This window comes from Spirillospora sp. NPDC000708, assembly GCF_040299565.1.
Classification (GTDB): Bacteria; Actinomycetota; Actinomycetes; order Streptosporangiales; family Streptosporangiaceae; genus Spirillospora.
Genome location: NZ_JBEPCJ010000009.1, coordinates 159770 through 176391 on the forward strand (window position 1 = coordinate 159770; position 16622 = coordinate 176391).

Below are 16622 nucleotides of genomic sequence, written 5' to 3' on the forward strand. Positions count from 1 at the left end.
GTACAGGCTGCCGCCGGTATGGCTGCACCACTTGCGGCGCAGCGCCGCCACGCTGGCGCGGCGGCGAAGGTTCGGCGCCGACGACCATCTACCCTCGAGGGCGACCCGCCGCCGCCCGTGCTTCTGGCTGGTCCATCGCAGTACTCGTTGCGTATTGGTGAGCGTCCGCTCCGCGTCCTGTGTCGTCCTCCGCAGAAGGACCAACTGAACATCGCGCCTGCGTCCAACGCCGAGGAAGGAGCCGGACGCCTGATCGCTCTTGCCGCCGGTCAGATGGCCAGGCGCGCAGGAGCCGGCGAGGCGTGCCTGACGCCTGCCGTTCGTGGCCTCGGGGCGGCCCCAGGCGGGCCGCCCGGTGGTCAGGCAGCCTCGAAGGCGGCCGCCATCAGGACACCTTGATCACCGCGGCGACCTCGCCGCCCTCGACCAGCGAGGTGACGTAACGGCCACCACCCTGACCGACATGCGGGCATCAGCGCGCTCGGCTGCCCGTCAGCCGCGCCTCCCCCTTCCGCACCTCAATTCCCCTGCCTCTCGGATCGCTTGTTACTGCGGTAGCGGGTGATCCATGGCACGATCACGGCGGCCGCCAAGGCCATGAATAGCATGACCTTTTCACCCGTGGTGAAGCCTCCCATCACGGAGGCCACCAAGGCCGCCGCCGCACCGACGGTGACGCCGAGAGCAGGCCACCACGAACCATTGAACATCACTCGAAAGCCCAGTGCGCACACCGCAAGCCCCCACAAGAAGACTCCGATCATTACTGCAATAAAACTATCCATTCCTTCGTCCGGCACTCCGCAGGAGCGCTGGCCGCGGCGGTTGTAATGATAATCGCACCCAGCGTCGATACTCCCTGCGATCCCCCAACTCAACAGGAAGGTGGTACCGGTCAAGGCGACCACGATCAACCACCCGGCGGCGACGGATGGAAGCCATTTTTCTCCGGGCAGGAGCTTCCGGGGCGACAGACGGCCGTTCTGGTCGGCAAGCGGCATGATGCTCCTCTTTCTCACGTGGTGCACATCTCGCACCCAGTTCGCCCTTCTCGGACGTGCCACCCTTCGCGACCGTTCCCATTTTCAAGATCGTCGTACTTGAACACAGAAAGTCCGGTAACGACTGCACTACTCTAGGTTCGAAAACGTGTGGGTCGCCGTGCACGTGCTGGCCGAGTGCGCATTCAGCCGACTCGCACGCGAAGATGGTGCGCGCGGCGCGGCCGAGTTCTTCGGGTCCTTGATAGGTGGGGTGCTTGGGGCTGTCGTGGATGAAGCACCGCAGCGCATGCTAGGCCCCCGCCGTGTCGAGCCCCTCAGCCAAGCCACTGCGGCTGCCCCCGGAGTTTCAGCGCCGCCACCGCCCGCTCGCGCAGCTTCCGGACGGCGTCTTCGGTGTCCTGATCGGCCTGCCCGTAGCGGTCCGGACCGGCAAGGATCGCGTCCGCCAGCGCCTTCAGCACCTCCCGCGGCACCTCCGCCCGCCGGTGGGTGTCGTACAGCGCGAAGTCGATCGGTCCCGTGTCGGTTTCGACTCGGAAACGCGCGATCCCCGGGACCGTCACGATCCTCGCTCGTTGGAACGCCGGGTTCCACTGCCGGCCCCGCCGGGGCGGGACGTCGTCTATCACGACGTGCGCGGTCGCGAGGTCGCAGCTCCGCAGCCCGGCAGGCATGCGGGCGTGCAGGACCGTCCCGTCCAGCCACACCCCGGGATGGGCGAACCGGCGGCGCAGGCGTGACACCGCCGGCCACACCACGGCGATGGCGATCAGCACGGCCACGCCACCCGCCCAGGCGGCGACACCCGCCCGCGAACAGCTCCCCCTCGTCACGCCGCCGGTGAAGGCGGCCCCCAAAGCGGCCGCCATGAACGCTCCCACGGCCAGCCCGGCGATGGCGCCCGCCTTCCGCGCACCGGTGAGGCCGTTCAGCACGACGACGATCCCGGGCTCCACGCGGCGACCTCCTTGTCAGCGGAAGGACGAATCGATCAGCGCCTCCCGCGCCCCGGCGAGCGATTATGCCGCCATTTTTCTGAACTGTGCCAGCTGCGGGACGACGTCGGCGAGGGTCGTTTCCACGTTGACGAAGGTCACGCCGTCCCCGGCGACGCCGACGAAGTCGTCGCGGCGCCGGGGGCAGAACAGGTCAGAAGGATCGGCCGTGGATGGGCACCTGTTGTTGAGGGCGGGGATGAGCTTTGGTGTTGCCTCGAGCTGTCCACAGAACCGGGGCAACATCAGTCGCCGCGCGCGGCCTCGACGCCCTGATCTCCTTTGGACAGCGCTCACGAACCGAACCTTGTCGATGAACACCTCGGGCGGCGAGCCCCAGCCGGCCTCAACCATTATCTGCGGTCTGCGCCAGGCCACGTTGTTGGCGACGGCGGAAGAGGAGATGCCCTCCATCTCCTGCTCAGCGGCAAAGCGGTGAAGATCCGGCGCGCCGTATGCCGCTGCTTGCACGGGGCGTCCAGGTCCGTCCACAGCATCCGCTCGATCACCGCTCGAACGGCTCCAGCCGAGAGGACCGCCGCGGCGGCGGCTTCTTGGCGCGGAGCGGGGAACGCAGAGGCCAGTGCCTTCCTGGGACCTCAGGAGCTTTCCACGAAGCGTGCGCCCGGCCCGGGCGTGCGGCAGACGTCTTCCGGGGCGAGGTGGCTGTGCCCCGCAGCGCACTCGAGGACGACCTTGACCGGCTCGTCGCAGGAGCTCGCATCGTCGACGGGCCGGTGCCGGACGATGACCGACGGGCCCTGCGGGTCGGCGAGGTACGTGTCACCCCATTCCAGGAGCGCCACGAGCGTGGGCCGCAATGCCCGGCCCTGCTCGGTGAGCTCGTAGGCGAAGCGCTGCCGATCCCCGGGCTCCTGATAGGGCACGCGGCGCATCACTCCCGCCGTCACCAACGTCTCGAGCCGAGTCGCCAGGAGATTTCTGGCGATCCCGAGGCGAGAGTGGAACTCTCCGAACCGACGCGCGCCGTCCAGCGCTTCACGAACGATCAGCAGCGACCAGCGCTCCCCCACCACCGAGAGGGCGCGGGCCACCGAACAGTTCACCGGGTCGATTCGCCGCGTCTCCATGGGGCGAGTGTACGCATCTGGGTTTACAAGCTGTACTTAGCCCTCGTAGGCTCCGGCCTGAGTTGAAGAATTAAACTCAGCGAGGAGATCGACCATGCCCATGCTCGACGTGTACATTCCCAACGGCGCGCTCCGGCCGGACGCCGAGGCGGCGCTGCTGAACCGCATCACCGAGATCCTCATCCGCAATGAGGGATTCGACCCCGCCGACCCGGTGAGCCGTTCCGTCTCCTGGCTCTGGCTGCACCGACCGGCCGGCATCTACGTCGGCGGAGAACCCGCGGACGCACCTCGCTACAAGGTCGTCCCGTCCGTCCCCGAGGGCCAGCTCGACGAGCAGAAGCGTGCGAGTGTCATCGCCGAGGTCACCGAGGCGATCCTCGACGCCGAGGACGGCGCCTGGCCGCGTGACGCCAGCCGGATCTGGGTTTTCCCCACCGAGATCCCCGAGGGTCACTGGGGCGGCCGGGGCCAGATCAGGCCACTCGCAACGATCCTCGCCCGACTCACCGGCGACGACACCAAGCGGGCCCGTACGCTCGCGCGTGAGCGGATCGCTGCCACCCGAGCCGAACACGCCCGCCTGCCCTGATGGATGGCGAACGAAGTGGGGATCGATGCGGCCGGTGACACAGTCGTGAGGATCAGCCCGATTCAGGCGACGTCGGCCTTGGCCACCACCTCGCAAAGGCGTTTGTCGGCGGCGTGCTGGTTCCGTCAGATGATGTAACGGCGGATCATGCCGCCCTGCTCTTTGTGGTGGCGTGGTCGGTGCCGTCCAGGGTGAAGTAGCGCAGGGCGGTGAACTGGGCCTCGACGCGGTTGAGCCAGGAGCTGCTGGTCGGCGTGTAGGCGAGTTCGACGCTGTTCGCCGCGCCCCAGTCGCCGACGCGGCTGTCCTGCTTCGTGGTCAAGCGGGGAGAAGTTGTCAAGCACGAACGCGGTGCGGTGGTGGCCAGCTCACCGCTGGTGGCTTTCTCATCAGTGTTCCGGTACCCGGTTCGGTCGCCCCCTCATTCTTTCGGCATGGGTAACGTGCAGGAGCAGGAGACTGACATCGGGGCTGGCCGGGGTTTCGACGCGCATGCCGACGGCGGTGTAGGCGGCGATTTCGGCGGCGGGGCAGAGGGTGCGGCGGCAGGAGCGCGAGGCGCAGGCGACCAGGAACGGTTCTCGTCGCGACCGCCGTCGGCAAAGAAGCCGTCGCTTGGGTGGCAGAACTGGGGCGCCCGGCGTTGCGGACCACCTCCCGAATGGTTTTGGCGTCACGGTCGCGGCGGGTCCGCCAGCGGCCGTATTCGAAAACAGGAATGTCTCCGACCTGCTCGGTGAGAACGGACAAGCTGTCCTCTCCTGCGCATGCACGGCCACCAGAGTCAGGTGGCGACGTGTTCAACCGGGTGCCTGATGGTGCAGGCTCCACGCAGTTGGAAGCTTGGGTGTTCGCGAGAGCGCCGATCCGGGACGGTATGAGAAGTCGGACGGTGCCGTCGGGCCGGGGCCAGCGGTGGGGCGGCGGGCGAGTCCGCTCTCGTTTGCGGCGGCCGGCGCTGGGCAGCCCGCACACAGGGATGATCAATATGACCGGGTTCGTCCGGACAACGAACTTGGACATTGGCTACGAGGCGAGCGGGCCAGAGGGCCGGGCGCCCTTGGTGGCCGTGCACGGCTGGCCCGACGATCCACATTGCTGGAGCGGGGTTGCTGCTGGCTTGGCATGATGCCAGGTACCGGGTGTACCGCCCGTACCTGCGGGGCTTCGGGCCGACCCGTTTCCGCTCTGATGGCAAAATGCGCAGCGGCCAGATCGGTGCGCTCGGGCACGACCTGGCCTGCTTCCTGGAGGCACTCGACCTCTATCAGGTCTCGCTGGTGGGGCACGACTGGGGTACCCGAGCCGGCTACGTGGTCGGAGCGCTGTTTCCCCAGCGGGTCGCCCGCCTGGTGGCGATGTCCGCCGGGTACGCCACCAACCGAGCCGATGTGCAGTTGAGTTGGCCGTTGCCTCATGCCTACTGGTCCGAGTGGTTCGTCGCCACCGAACGCGGTCGGCGAGCGATACACGAAGACCGCCGCTTGTTCGCCCGCTATTTGTGGCCCTCCTGGAGCCCGGAATGGGAATTCCAAGTGGCGGAGTTCGCCCAGGCGGCGGACGCCTGGGACAACGACGACTGGCCGCACATCACCGCGCACGCCTACCTGCACCGCTGGGCGAAGCCCAAGGTGACCCCAGCTATGACGACATCGAGCGTCGCCTGCTCGAACCCGCCCCGGTGCGGGTGCCGACGCTGGTCCTGCACAGCGCCCGCGACGGATACAACCTGCCCGAGACCTCCGCCAACAAGAGCGCGCTGTTCACCGCTGAGTACGAACGGATCGCCCTGCCTGACGCCGGGCACTTCCCGCCCCGCGAGACACCCGACCAGGTAGCCGACCTGATCTTCAGCCACCAAGGCGGCGGGTGAGGGTTGCCAAAAAGGTTAAGCGGACTGCAGTGAAAACAATGCAATTTGGCTTACTTCGGCCGGTGGTAGTGCCTCCAACCCGACCGCCGAAGCGCCCGAGGACGAACAACGCTCGAAGTGCCCGTGCAGGGCGGCCGCCCAGGTGGGGCCCGGCGGATGTGGTCGCCCGGAAACCATCGATGGCACTTGCCATGAATCCGCCTGAACCTGATCCCGGCGGTGACTCGCACCGGGGCCGTGACCGTCGCGCACCGCCCGCGTTGGCTGGTGCCGATAACGGAGGAGGAGCCAAAGGGCCGGCGGGCATCCGGGTCCCTGCCCACCTCGCGGATCGGCCAGGTTGAGCAGGTCCGCTCATGCCGATGAGCGGTCTCGCGGGATTCCTAGAGTGGGACTGCCATCATCGATGGCATGAACGATTGGGAGCTGTTCCTCCAGGAGGTGTCCTGGTTCCTCCAACCCGGAGAGAGCGTCGCAGTGGGCGAAGCGCAGCCGTGGACCCGCGGATCGGACGAAGACCTGCCTCAACTGTCCGCGCTGCTCGCCTCGGCGACTCTCACCCCCATCCGCGTCGAAGGCACTGCCTACGAGTTGCTCGCATGGGGACCCCCGGACGATCGACGAGGATGGCTCTGCCAGCCGCCGGAGAACGCGGGCGGCGGGTCTGTTCCGAAGACGCACGAGAGCTTCTGGAAACTCTGCGGCGGGATCCTCGAAAGATTCGGTGGACCCACCACCTGGTGGAGCAATCAGAACGAAGTGCTCACTGCTGATGCGACGCAGGTACAAGTCGCGGACGTCCTGGCCGACTATGCGTGGCTCTGGGAAGGCGACGGCCTGAAGATTTCGATCAACCCGAATGAGTATTACGCCGTCGCGATAGAGGCGAACGGGAATCTGACTCTGGCGCATCGTGAGAACGGTCGGGTGCTTCTGTTCGCCCCGGATCATGCGTTCAAAGATGTCACACCGTTGGAAGGCTTTCCGCCATACTCTCTGCTCACGATCGACAATGTGCCCGACCTGGCTACCTGGATAGAGGCATGCGCTGCAACCTGGCGACATCGGTAGGCCCACCGTCAAGAACCGCCGGCGTCTCGCGTCGCCTCCTAGACTGTGCGCGCTGACCAGGTTCCGGAGGATTACCTCGCCATTCGGCTTCCTCATGGACGGTTTGAGTCTTCCTGAGTCGCGCGACAACGCGCCTGACCAGGCGCTCTTCCGCGAACGAGACGCCAAGGAAGAGGTGCGCAAGAAAAGCAGAACCAGCCCGTGGGGGACGCATGCTACGGTATCCCCGCTCGTCCGTCAGGCAGCCGCCTGGTCCAGCCCTTAAGAACTGTCGCCGCCCTCTTCTGTCGCATATAGCTCCGGTTCAGAGCTCGGCGACCCGGTGGCGGCAGGGCCAGCACGGTATCGCCGTGGCCGACCAGAGTAGGAAGCCGCAGGTCGGTCGGCCCGCCATGGCTGATCAGGCACTTTCCGAACTGGTGGTGCTCGCCTACCGTTCCTCTTGGTAGCGGCGAGTGAGCCGTCTGATGATGGCCTCGCCTACGGCGGCGGGCAGGTAGCCGGCTTCTGGGTGTGACTCGCTGTCTTCCCATTCGGGGATGTCTACCTGCACTGGATCCGCCCCACAGGTCACCTGTGCCTCCCAGCCCTCGCTCCGCAAGGTGGCGGCGAGTTGGAGCCAGGACGCTTGGTGCTGCTGGTGCCACCGCCGTCGAGCTTCATCCATGAGGTCATGGTGCTGGACCGACAGGTGCGCTGACCACCTACGTTTACTGGGTCCGACGACACGCTGCTTGATCTTCGCGACGCTGGGGACCCGAGGCCTCATTGCCGATGGCGATGCGTTCGTTGTTCGAGGGTGAGGTCTGGATGGCAGAGCCCACTGGACTGATCCGCATTTCGGCACAACGGCCACCGTTCGCTCTCCTGTGAGGCGAGTCAGCAAGGCCACCCACAACAGCATCCGTCCAGCCCTCACCCGCACGCTCGGCATTTGTGCACCACTTGCATCGACCCGGCCAGTCACGCTCTGCACCTTGCGGCCAAGCCAACTTCGGGAGCGGGTCGCCGGAGAGCCGTAGGATCCCGGGATGAGTAATGATGAGTGGAATCACATGATCCGTTCGGCGAAGCAGGGCGAGTCCGGCCCTTGGACGTGCCCTGAGTGCGACGAGTGCGCCGTCGAGTTGGGTCAGCGTTTCAAGCAGCGCCACGTAGTAGAGTACACGCTGATGTGCCTCGCCTGCCAAGCAGAGGTCGTTGCACCTGCCTGAACTCGCCCGTACAAGGCGTGCCAGCAAGAAGCGTGCATGAGCCCCGGACCGCGTTGATCCTGCCGTAATTCGGTTGGTCGATGCTGGGCGGCTTTCCCGTTCCGACGGCGCGGCGTTGGGCAGGAGCCGATCCCACAACCACACGGTGGTGGCGATCAGTGTCCTGCTGTGGCGCGCAGGGCGGAGGCGAGGGTGCGCAGCGCCCTGCGAGCGGCCGGCTCGGACGGCCGTGATTCCAGGACGACGCTGCGAGTGGGCAGCGGGGGGAGGCCGAGTGATTCGCCCATGTCCATGGCGCCGGGCGGGGTCACGCGCGGGCTGAGCGCCGCCACGGCCAAGCCTGCCGCCGCGGCCGCACCGATGGTCGCGATGCCGCCGCCCACGAACGCCTCTTGCCAAGCGATGCCCGCTTCGTTCAGCGCGGTCACCGCCATCTGGTGCACATGGCATGACTCGGCCTGCAGGGCGAGGCGCAGAGGCTCGCCGGAGCGGTGTTCGAAGTCGGATGAGGCCATCCAGCCGAAGGACTCCTCCATCAGGACCTCACCGTCGATGCGGCGGCCCTCATGGCGCAGCACGATGGCCGCGTCCAGCGCACCGCTGTCGAACAGGTCAAGGAGCTCCCACGAGCTGGCGATCCTCACCTCCAGCGTCAGGTCTGGCTCCGCTCGCCCTATCTGGCGCAGGAGGTGGGGCAGTTCGGTGCCGACGACGTGGTGGCTTATGCCGATCGATAGGCGTTGCCGCTGGACGCCGAACGAGCCCAGCGCGCCCGCGTGGGCGGCCAGCAGTTCACGTGCGGGCCCGAGGAAGGCGGCGCCGTCGTGCGACAGGCGGACCAGGCGGGGCGTACGGTCCAGCAAGCGGCGGCCCAAGGCGTCCTCCAGCCGCTTGATCTTCAGGCTCACGGCGGACTGCGTGGAGTCCATCGCCTCCGCCGCGCGTGTGAAGCTCTTCATCTCGGCGGTCAGCACGAAGGCCTGCACAGCGTCCAGGGCGAGCATCTTCATCGTCACACCAACCATTGGAATCTTTAATGACTGAAATATCTTAAGATGACTTTTTTGAATGACCAAGCGATGGCTACGCTGCGAACCGTCCCGAGGAACGGAGTCTGACCATGCCCTTGGTCCAAGTGTCGTTGCGGCGAGGCAAGTCCGCCGAGTACCACCAAGCCCTCTTCCAGGGCGTCTACCGCGCCATGCGTGAGACCTTCGACGTGCCGGAAGACGACCGCTTCATGACGATCACCGAGCACGACGCCAGCACGTTCAGCGTCAGCCCCACCTACTACGGCGTCGAACGGAGCGACGATGTGGTCATCATCCGGATCACCGCCAACAACACGCGCGACCTCGTCCAGAAGCAGGCGCTCTACCTCCGCATCGTCGAATTCTTGGGGGCGAACCCCGGCGTGCGCCCCGAAGACGTGTTCATCAATCTTGTGGAGGTACTGCCGGAGAACTGGTCGTTCGGCCATGGCATCGCGCAGTACGCGGTGCAGCAGGGCTGAAGGGAACGGTTCGCTCCGCGCCTTCTGCGTTCCGGCGACATGTGACGGCGCCATATGGCACCGTCACCGATCGTGGACAGTTTTGACATATCACCGGAGCCCGGTCAGTTGGACAGGCGGCCGGGATAAGCTAGAAACCGGCAATAGCGATCTTGCATCCAGGCCATGTGACATATAAAGCAGCCGAGTCGCCGGTACCGTATCGGACGGTCGGGGCCGACTCCTGCAGATGCCGGTTGGTGCGACAACTAATCGAGATTCAGTGTCACAACCCCAGCAGAACGCACTCGCTGGAGGCCACCAGTCACGTGGCGCCAACTTCCGCGGTCAAGCGATCCGCCTGATCTTTCCCGAGAAATGCGGCGCCCCCTATACGGCAACTGGTCGACGATCTACGCTCGATTCCGCGTCTGGGCATGCCAGGGAATCCTCGAGGATCTGATGAATGCGATGATTGAATCAGCAGCCCGGAACTGCCGTGCCGTGCTGGCCAGATTCGTCTCCCTTGGCGGCAACACCGACAGCGACGACGGCTGCGCCCTCACTGACCCCGCCGATGCCCTGAGTCCTCAGTCGTCCGGCAGACCACAGTCGCCGATCTCCCCTTGCCAGACGTCGATCGTCACCTCGACTTCGCCCTCGAACGGAGGCGTCGTGACCGCGTGGACAGGATGGCTGACCATCTCGAAGGTCAGGTCCCCCGGCTCGGTCTCCACGGCATGGACCATGAGCACCGATCCCCGCACGCCAATCCGGTCGATCTCCAGGTCGTAGCCCATCGTTGGACGAAATCCCAGCGCGGCGAGAACCACCATGCCGACCGACCAATCGACCTCCGGCGAAGGCGGGGGCACCCACTTCGTCTTGGGGTCGACCGGCCATTCTTTGGACACCGCTGAGTCGGGCATCCTGCGGGTCGTCACACGGGGCCAGAGCTCGTCCCACGTCTTCTGATCCCGTATGACCAGGTGGCAGGGCTCTACCAGCCCCGACGACGTTTCTTGGACGAGAGTCTCGAACGGGACTTCGCGCACTCCAATGCATCATCCATGGCGCCACCTCATCGCGCACTCCACCTTTCGGGCCAACGATTTTTCGTCGGGCGCCGCGGTGCGATCAGCACTTCATGCGGTACGGGGCGTCCTGTGTGGAAGGCGGCCCGTTGCTCGACGACGGTGGCGCCGATGACAGTGCCGGTACCGGGGCGTGAGGGAGCTGGCCCGACACCTGGACGAGCGGGCCCCTGCGCACGCCTTGGATGAGTGGCGGCGGAGGGCGCCCAGGCCGCGTGCATGCGGGCGGCCAGGTCCGTCGGCGGCTCGTCCGGCCCGAGGATGGCGCCGGGGCCGCGGAGGGACAGCAGTCCGGTGACGTCGGAGACGAACGCTCGACGGCGTGGAAGGCCTCGAGTTCGCCGCCGAGGGCGTTCGAGCGCCACGCGAACGAGGAGCGGTAGGTGGCGCCGGACGTGCGCGTCGACCGGTCGCCGGGTTCCGGCGCCGAACAGGGCGTCGCCCATGATGGCGGAGCGCAGCTCTCCGGCGGAGGCGTGCGGCCTGGCCCTGCGGTAGGCCTCGACGAGCGGGGCTGGCCGCGTGTGCGAGCGCGCGGCGGTGGCGTCCACATCCGCCGCCGTCGAGGTGGACAGGTTCCCGAAGGGAGCCAGGTAGAGGTTGTCCTCCTCGGTGTTGGTGCCCGCCAGCAGGTCGACGTCCGCTCCGTCGCCCGCGGCGACGGCCTCGGCCGGTTGCCGGTCGAGCACGATGCTGAACGGACTCAGCCCGATGAGCGGGTCGGTGTGCGCCTCGGTCCGCGGATCGATGCCCGGCAGTTCGCCCGTGACCTCGACGAGTGGCCCGTCGGGGACGGCGGCGAAGGCGCCTGCGTGCGGCTCGACTCCCGGGGCGCGGCGCGGGTCACGCGGGCGGCCTGCTCGGGTGTGAAGGCGCCCAGGCCGCTGCCGCTCTGCACGATCGCGCGCCGGCACAGCCGCCGCCGACCGGCGGACCCGGCCTCGGGCGAGGTCAGCACGCCGCCCACGGTCGTCGCGCCCGCGGACTGGCCGAGCAGCGTGACGCGGTCGGCGTCGCCGCCAAAAGCGGCGATGTTCTCCCGCACCCAGCGAAGAGCGGCGATCACGTCGAGCAGGCCGCGGCCGGCGGGCGCTCCGGGCAGATCGAGGAAGCCCTGGACGCCCAGCCGGTAGTTCAGCGTCACAAGGACGACCCCGTCGCGGGCGAAGGCGGCGCCGTCGTAGATCTCCGAACGGGTGGAGCCCGCCACGAAGCCGCTGCTGTGCACGAACACCGTCACGGGCAGGCGCGCGCCGCTGGCCTCCGGGGTCCTCAAGCAACTGCGCGCCTCACTCGACCGGCACGTTGCCAGTGACCCTGGTAGCGGTGAGGGCCGCAGGTCAGTGACCTGACCGTCGAGGGAGCTCAGGTGGCGGGCTTGGTCCCGGACGCGGAAGAGGACCGCGGAGTCTGCTCGATCAAGATGGCTGTCGCACGTTCCAGCAGTTCGCAGAAGGCGGCGTGTTCGGCGGGGGTGAACGCATCGGTGAGCGCACGCTCCAGCACGATCACCTCTTGGTAGGCGCGGTCCAGCAGCTCGCGGCCCGCCGCGGTTTGGTTGGCGATCATCACCTTGGCGTGCACAGGGGACGGCTCGCGGGTGATGAGGTTCTTGTTCTGCAGGCCGGTGAGCACGGTGGCCATGGTCTGCTGGGTGACGCCGCAGGCACGGGCGAGTTGGGCGCCGGACATGCCGCCCTCACGGACGAGCACCAGCAGCACCGTGTACTGCGTCATGGTGAGCCCGTGCCTGCGCAGCACCGCCTCGTGGTGCCCCATCAGCGCCTGCTCGGTGCGCCTGATCCGGGTGCACAGATACTCCTCGACCGGGATCTCCGCCATCACACACCACTTTCACAATTCACTGTGTTGACTCAGCATCCTGATACTCCTACCGTGGTCGACTATCAGGATACTGAGTCAACTCAGGAGGCTTCAATCATGAAGGCTGTCGTGCTCGGCACCGACGACCGGTTCCACCTCACCGACCTCGACGAGCCCACCCCCGGCCCCGGCCAGGTGGCCATCCGAGTCGCCTACGCTGGAATCCAGTACGGCGACGTGCTGGTCCGCAATGGCCACTTCCCCGTGCCCCGCCCGTTCGTCCCCGGCTTCGAAGCCGCCGGGCACATCATCGCAGTCGGTGACGGCATCGACCCGGCCCGCATCGGCACACCGGTCACCGCGCTGACCAGCGCCGGCGCCTACGCCGAAGTCGTCATCGCACCCGCCGTGCTCACCCTTGAGGCCACCGGCCTGGACCCACGGGTCGCCGCAGGCTTCGGCTGGATCACCCCCACCGCCTACGACCTGATCAACACCGTCACCCGCGTACGGCCCGGCGACCGCGTGCTCATCCACGCCGCCGCGGGCGGCGTCGGCACCCTGGCCGCCCAGTTCGCCAAGGCCGCCGGAGCCGCGGCAATCGTCGGCATCGTCAGCAACCAGGACCGGGCCGACTACGCCGCACCATTCGGCTACGACCAAGTGCTGATGCGCGAGCAGTTCCCCCGAGCACTCGCCGACGACCAGTTCGACGTGATCCTCGACCCCATCGGCGGCCCCACCCGCCACGCCAGCCTGGAACGCCTCGCCCCCCACGGCCGACTGGTCGTCTACGGCAACATCGCCACCTTCGAGCCCGTCGAAGTCTCCGCCAACGACCTGCTCACGCAGGGCAAATCCCTGCTGACCTACAACAGCAACCTACTGAGCCAGACCCACCCCGAACGCCTCGCCGCCAGCGCTCACCAGGCCTTCAGGCTCCTGACCGACGGCCAGGTCCACATCGACATCACCGCCGAATACGAACCGGCCGACCTCGACACGGCCATCGAGCGACTCGCCAACGGTGCCGCGCGCGGCAAGACCATCCTCCGAATCACCTGACCGCAACCCGCAGACACACCAACTGGAAGGCCGCCCCACGCATAAACCCGAAGGCGGCCTTTCGTCACGACACCCACCGCGCGCCGATAAGCGACCGCACCCCTCACCTGCCACAACGAAGACTGGGATCGCCACCTCAAGTTCCGCGATGCTCGAGGCAACCTCCCGCGCTGCTCTCCCTGATCACCCCGATCAACGCCGACAAGCGCCTCAATGTGGTCGTCCGCGACCCCAGCAGCTCCTACCAGCCCGGCAAGTTCGCCGCCCTGACCAACCGAGTGGACAGGCCCCGGGTCGGTGAAGTCGGGGCCATCCCCGTGGTCCGGGCTTCCACGCGCGGCGTGGCGTATCGCCGGGTGACTCCGGAAACGCCGATCGACCTGTCCGATGAAGGGACGAGTGCGGTCGTCCGACGACCATGCCGGTGCACGCGGTCTCCCGTACCGTTCTCGACGGAACTGACCGGAAGGAGCCTTTCTCATGGATGAGGACGAGCAGTCCCCGTCCGCGGTGGCCGGGCCGGCGTCCGCGCCCGTCCGGACGCCACGGCGCAGATGGCCGGCGAGGACGATCGCCGCGTTGGGGGGCGTCCTTGCGGTGGTGCTCCTGGCGGGCGCGGGCCTGTGGTGGTTCAGCCCCTGGGAGCGCATGACGGGTCTGCACGGTGCGCCGCCGAAGGCGGTGGACGACGTGCCGTCCGAGGGGGCGCGGTACTTCGGGGACGTCGTGGATCCGGTGCTCGCGGCGGGCGCGGTGGTGGAGAAGCACGGTCGGGGGGTGCGGGCCGTCGACCTGGCCGGCGGCCGCACGTGGTGGAACCTGAGCAGGCCGGGGCGGGTGAGCGTCGCCTCGGTGTGGAAGGTGGACGGCAGGCGCGTCGCCGTCGTGTGGAGCGACCGCCGTCTCACCGTCGTCGACGTGCCGTCCGGCCACCGCACGCATGTCGAGCTGCCGAACCGGTCCGCGGCCGCGCACCTCATGAGCACCGAGAAGGTGCACGTCGAGGCCGGCGGGCTCACCGGCCCGGACGGGCGCCTGCTCGTGGCCGCCGTCCAGGACCGCGAAGTCGATGCCTACAACGCCGCGTCCGGCCGGCGGGCGTGGACGCGGCAGGCGCCTCGAAACTGCTTCTACCGGGACGCGGTGCAGGACGGCATCGAGGTCCAGACCGGGTTGCTGTCGTTGGACGTCGACTGCTTGGAGTACGGCGGCCAAGCGGCGGACTACACCTACAGCACCTTGCTCGCCCCGTCCGGTCAGCCGCTCCAGGGCTTCGAGCATTTCCCCGGCGGTTCGCTGCTACCGGCCGGGGACCACGAGCTCCTGCAGGACAAGCAGGACGGCGACGTGAGAAGTCACGGCTACCGGCTGATCGACTCACGGTCGGGACGGCCGTTGTGGCGTGTCGACCAATGGTCGTCCTCGGGCGGGCCGGACGCCGTGACCGCGGCCGCCGGCCTGGTGGTGGTCACCGACCAGGAAGGCGGGAAGGTCGCGTTGTACCGCGCCATCGACGGGCGACTGCTATGGCGGCGTGAACTCGGCGACTCGGTCGTCTTGCAAGCCGGCATGGTGATCGCCGGCCAGGTGCGCGTCATCGAGAAGGAGCCGCGTCCGATCAAGGTGCTCACCTTCAGTGCGACAGGTGGGGACGCAGGGCAGCAGGAACTTCCGATGTTCGAGGGCGCCGGTTTCCCGACGCTGGCTGGAGGGGCTTACGGCACCCTCGTGGTCGCGGACTCCAACCCCGAGCCCAACGGCGGCGAACGCCCCTCCGTACTTCTCACAGGCGGCCACCGATCACGGTGATCGGCATTGGAAGGCGCGCCGTCGAGACCAAGCCCCCACCGGGGCGCGGGAGGTGAACGAGCCCGGTCGCCACGCTGTCGGCGGGCAGGAGCGGGCCGGCTGGACGGGCCAGTCCCACTTCTTCGTAGATCTCCCTGGCGCATGCCAGGTGCGGCGGTTCGTTGTCCTCCGCGACACCGCCGGGCAGGCCCCAGTCGGGGCGGTAGTGCGTCTTCACCTGCAGCACGTGCCGCTGCGGACCGGTGAGCAGCATGCCCGTAGCCCCAGGCAGCAGGCGGGCAGTTGCTCGAACCAGGTGGTGGGGTCCGTCCATGGCACCGGGCGATCGTGGCTTCCCGGCCGCTGATCGCCTCCACCGTCGAGACGGTGCGCACCTGGCGGACCCGTCCACCATGACCCTGACCATTGACCGTAAGCGCTTTGTAATCGCGGATGGGCATCATCGTCACCATGCCGCTACGGAGGGAGCAGCGCGGATGAGTGCGGCTGGAACGCCGGGCCCATCTCAGGTGGGGAGCGTGGGCAGGGGCTGCCAGTTGGTGGCATTGGCGCTGATCGGAGCGGTCGTGTTCGTCGCCTGGAGGGCGTGCGCTCCGGAACAGCCCGAGCATGCGCCACCGCTGCTGGTCGGAACCGCCAAGCCGGGCGCCACGCGCATCGACCCGGGAACGGTCGGCCGGCCGGACGGCTTCGTCGACGGAACCGGCTGGCCGGACGCGTGCGCGTTCCTCAGCGACGCGGAGATCCGGGCCGTCCTGCCGCAGGCGGTCCGGATCCAGAGGACGGGCGGCGAGGTCAGGCTGAGCACGATGAACGCGTTCGACGCCACAGGCGGCCCCCTGACCGCGCCACGTGGTGGCTGTACGTACAAGTTCGAGCTGCCCGGGCTGCATGGGGTCGTCATCGGAGTGGCGGAGGAGATCGACGCGCGTCCCGAGGTCGTGGACATGAACTGGTCGAACCTGGTCTCCCACCGGAATGACGTGCCCGGCGCCCTCGGCGCCGAGAACTGCGCGGCGGGGATCATGGGCCAGCCCATGACCTGCCGAAAGGGCCAGCTGGCCTATGACGTGAGTTTCGACCTCCTGCAGGCCTACTCCACGACCGCACTGCGCGGCCGCAAGCTGCACGTAAGGCACGGCGGCAGATCCACCGCCTTTGATCTCGACGACGACAGAAGCGCCCTCGGCCGCTTCCAGAGCACTGTCGTCGAACCGGAACTGGCCAAGACGATCAACGCGAAGATCGTCAAAGCCGACCGGGCCCGGCCTTGACCGCTGGCGCGCAGGCCCTCCACGACCCGCGCGGTCGACTCCACGCCGCGGGTTGATCGTTCCGCCCATGTCCGGACGATGACCCCGCGCAACGAACGTGCCCAGACGCGGGGCAGGGCCAGACTCCTCCTAGGCCGTGTCTCGAAGTCGGGTGTGTGACGGTGTGTCGTGATCTCTAAGTAGTGAGGTCTCCGGTAGATGGGTTCATCGACGAAGAAGAACCT

The 16622-nt window shown here is 67.7% G+C and carries 18 protein-coding genes and 1 pseudogene; 8 read left to right on the forward strand and 11 right to left on the reverse strand.

The window, feature by feature from the left end; genetic code table 11:
* Nucleotides 1–518 precede the first annotated feature (518 nt).
* From ABT299_RS09790 to ABT299_RS09805, 4 genes are all read right to left on the reverse strand, one after another.
* Nucleotides 519–1001, reverse strand: coding sequence for a hypothetical protein (locus tag ABT299_RS09790; RefSeq protein WP_500250388.1), 483 nt, complete (start codon nucleotides 999–1001; stop codon nucleotides 519–521).
* Nucleotides 1002–1318: 317 nt separating this feature from the next.
* Entirely contained in the window at nucleotides 1319–1960 is a 642-nt protein-coding gene (locus tag ABT299_RS09795) for a hypothetical protein (RefSeq protein WP_500250389.1), read from the reverse strand.
* 63 nt (nucleotides 1961–2023) lie between these two features.
* A complete protein-coding gene (locus ABT299_RS09800; protein WP_500250390.1) occupies nucleotides 2024–2470 on the reverse strand; it encodes a hypothetical protein in 447 nt (148 codons plus the stop codon).
* A gap of 128 nt (nucleotides 2471–2598) precedes the next feature.
* Entirely contained in the window at nucleotides 2599–3090 is a 492-nt protein-coding gene (locus tag ABT299_RS09805) for a winged helix-turn-helix transcriptional regulator (RefSeq protein ID WP_139578314.1), read from the reverse strand.
* 94 nt (nucleotides 3091–3184) lie between these two features.
* Between ABT299_RS09805 and ABT299_RS09810 the strand changes: the two genes are divergently transcribed.
* Nucleotides 3185–3682: a tautomerase family protein gene (locus ABT299_RS09810; RefSeq protein WP_500250391.1), complete on the forward strand. Its 498-nt coding sequence runs from the start codon at nucleotides 3185–3187 to the stop codon at nucleotides 3680–3682.
* Nucleotides 3683–3827: 145 nt separating this feature from the next.
* Here ABT299_RS09810 and ABT299_RS09815 read toward each other — a convergent pair whose 3' ends face one another.
* Nucleotides 3828–4004, reverse strand: a complete 177-nt coding sequence (locus ABT299_RS09815) for a hypothetical protein (protein WP_241755276.1) — start codon at nucleotides 4002–4004, stop codon at nucleotides 3828–3830.
* An 820-nt stretch (nucleotides 4005–4824) separates the two neighbouring features.
* Between ABT299_RS09815 and ABT299_RS09820 the strand changes: the two are divergent.
* The 3 genes and pseudogenes from ABT299_RS09820 to ABT299_RS09830 form a co-directional block, all read left to right on the forward strand.
* A pseudogene (locus ABT299_RS09820) lies at nucleotides 4825–5076 on the forward strand (alpha/beta fold hydrolase); the annotation flags it as partial.
* Nucleotides 5077–5363: 287 nt separating this feature from the next.
* Nucleotides 5364–5555, forward strand: a complete 192-nt coding sequence (locus ABT299_RS09825; protein ID WP_500250405.1) for an alpha/beta fold hydrolase — start codon at nucleotides 5364–5366, stop codon at nucleotides 5553–5555.
* A gap of 411 nt (nucleotides 5556–5966) precedes the next feature.
* Nucleotides 5967–6626, forward strand: coding sequence for a hypothetical protein (locus ABT299_RS09830; RefSeq protein WP_500250392.1), 660 nt, complete (start codon nucleotides 5967–5969; stop codon nucleotides 6624–6626).
* 1369 nt (nucleotides 6627–7995) lie between these two features.
* Here the strand turns inward: ABT299_RS09830 and ABT299_RS09835 are convergent.
* Nucleotides 7996–8850 carry a LysR family transcriptional regulator gene (locus ABT299_RS09835; RefSeq protein ID WP_500250404.1) on the reverse strand — a complete coding sequence of 285 codons (855 nt, stop codon included), beginning with the start codon at nucleotides 8848–8850 and terminating at the stop codon, nucleotides 7996–7998.
* A gap of 110 nt (nucleotides 8851–8960) precedes the next feature.
* Between ABT299_RS09835 and ABT299_RS09840 the strand changes: the two genes are divergently transcribed.
* Nucleotides 8961–9353: a tautomerase family protein gene (locus ABT299_RS09840; protein ID WP_500250393.1), complete on the forward strand. Its 393-nt coding sequence runs from the start codon at nucleotides 8961–8963 to the stop codon at nucleotides 9351–9353.
* Nucleotides 9354–9922: 569 nt separating this feature from the next.
* Here ABT299_RS09840 and ABT299_RS09845 read toward each other — a convergent pair.
* From ABT299_RS09845 to ABT299_RS09860, 4 genes are all read right to left on the reverse strand, one after another.
* A complete protein-coding gene (locus ABT299_RS09845; RefSeq protein WP_500250394.1) occupies nucleotides 9923–10261 on the reverse strand; it encodes a protease complex subunit PrcB family protein in 339 nt (112 codons plus the stop codon).
* Between the two features lie 152 nt (nucleotides 10262–10413).
* A complete protein-coding gene (locus tag ABT299_RS09850) occupies nucleotides 10414–11115 on the reverse strand; it encodes a hypothetical protein (protein ID WP_500250395.1) in 702 nt (233 codons plus the stop codon).
* A 14-nt stretch (nucleotides 11116–11129) separates the two neighbouring features.
* A complete protein-coding gene (locus ABT299_RS09855; RefSeq protein WP_500250396.1) occupies nucleotides 11130–11702 on the reverse strand; it encodes a carboxylesterase family protein in 573 nt (190 codons plus the stop codon).
* 89 nt (nucleotides 11703–11791) lie between these two features.
* Nucleotides 11792–12268 (reverse strand): MarR family winged helix-turn-helix transcriptional regulator, encoded by a 477-nt coding sequence (locus ABT299_RS09860; RefSeq protein WP_500250397.1) that lies wholly within the window; start codon nucleotides 12266–12268, stop codon nucleotides 11792–11794.
* A gap of 54 nt (nucleotides 12269–12322) precedes the next feature.
* On the opposite strand from ABT299_RS09860, the gene ABT299_RS09865 reads away from it, so the two are divergent.
* Together ABT299_RS09865 and ABT299_RS09870 are read left to right on the forward strand one after the other, a co-directional pair.
* Nucleotides 12323–13315 (forward strand): quinone oxidoreductase family protein, encoded by a 993-nt coding sequence (locus tag ABT299_RS09865; RefSeq protein WP_500250398.1) that lies wholly within the window; start codon nucleotides 12323–12325, stop codon nucleotides 13313–13315.
* A 480-nt stretch (nucleotides 13316–13795) separates the two neighbouring features.
* Nucleotides 13796–15124, forward strand: coding sequence for an outer membrane protein assembly factor BamB family protein (locus tag ABT299_RS09870; protein WP_500250399.1), 1329 nt, complete (start codon nucleotides 13796–13798; stop codon nucleotides 15122–15124).
* Here the strand turns inward: ABT299_RS09870 and ABT299_RS09875 are convergent.
* Complete coding sequence (locus tag ABT299_RS09875) at nucleotides 15099–15377, reverse strand: NUDIX domain-containing protein (RefSeq protein WP_500250400.1); 279 nt, start codon at nucleotides 15375–15377, stop codon at nucleotides 15099–15101. The two genes, ABT299_RS09870 and ABT299_RS09875, sit on opposite strands and share 26 nt — an antisense overlap.
* A 313-nt stretch (nucleotides 15378–15690) precedes the next feature.
* Between ABT299_RS09875 and ABT299_RS09880 the strand changes: the two genes are divergently transcribed.
* Nucleotides 15691–16398, forward strand: a complete 708-nt coding sequence (locus ABT299_RS09880) for a hypothetical protein (RefSeq protein WP_500250401.1) — start codon at nucleotides 15691–15693, stop codon at nucleotides 16396–16398.
* The last annotated feature ends 224 nt before the right edge of the window (nucleotides 16399–16622 follow it).

What these genes read in the sequence shown, in the direction of transcription:
- ABT299_RS09870 (WP_500250399.1), top strand. Translation starts at nt 13,796, where the DNA reads ATGGATGAGGACGAGCAGTCCCCGTCCGCGGTGGCCGGGCCGGCGTCC.
- ABT299_RS09845 (WP_500250394.1), bottom strand. Translation starts at nt 10,261, where the DNA reads ATGCCCGACTCAGCGGTGTCCAAAGAATGGCCGGTCGACCCCAAGACG.
- ABT299_RS09835 (WP_500250404.1), bottom strand. Translation starts at nt 8,850, where the DNA reads ATGAAGATGCTCGCCCTGGACGCTGTGCAGGCCTTCGTGCTGACCGCC.
- ABT299_RS09790 (WP_500250388.1), bottom strand. Translation starts at nt 1,001, where the DNA reads ATGCCGCTTGCCGACCAGAACGGCCGTCTGTCGCCCCGGAAGCTCCTG.
- ABT299_RS09875 (WP_500250400.1), bottom strand. Translation starts at nt 15,377, where the DNA reads ATGCTGCTCACCGGTCCGCAGCGGCACGTGCTGCAGGTGAAGACGCAC.
- ABT299_RS09860 (WP_500250397.1), bottom strand. Translation starts at nt 12,268, where the DNA reads ATGGCGGAGATCCCGGTCGAGGAGTATCTGTGCACCCGGATCAGGCGC.
- ABT299_RS09830 (WP_500250392.1), top strand. Translation starts at nt 5,967, where the DNA reads ATGAACGATTGGGAGCTGTTCCTCCAGGAGGTGTCCTGGTTCCTCCAA.
- ABT299_RS09805 (WP_139578314.1), bottom strand. Translation starts at nt 3,090, where the DNA reads ATGGAGACGCGGCGAATCGACCCGGTGAACTGTTCGGTGGCCCGCGCC.
- ABT299_RS09840 (WP_500250393.1), top strand. Translation starts at nt 8,961, where the DNA reads ATGCCCTTGGTCCAAGTGTCGTTGCGGCGAGGCAAGTCCGCCGAGTAC.
- ABT299_RS09810 (WP_500250391.1), top strand. Translation starts at nt 3,185, where the DNA reads ATGCCCATGCTCGACGTGTACATTCCCAACGGCGCGCTCCGGCCGGAC.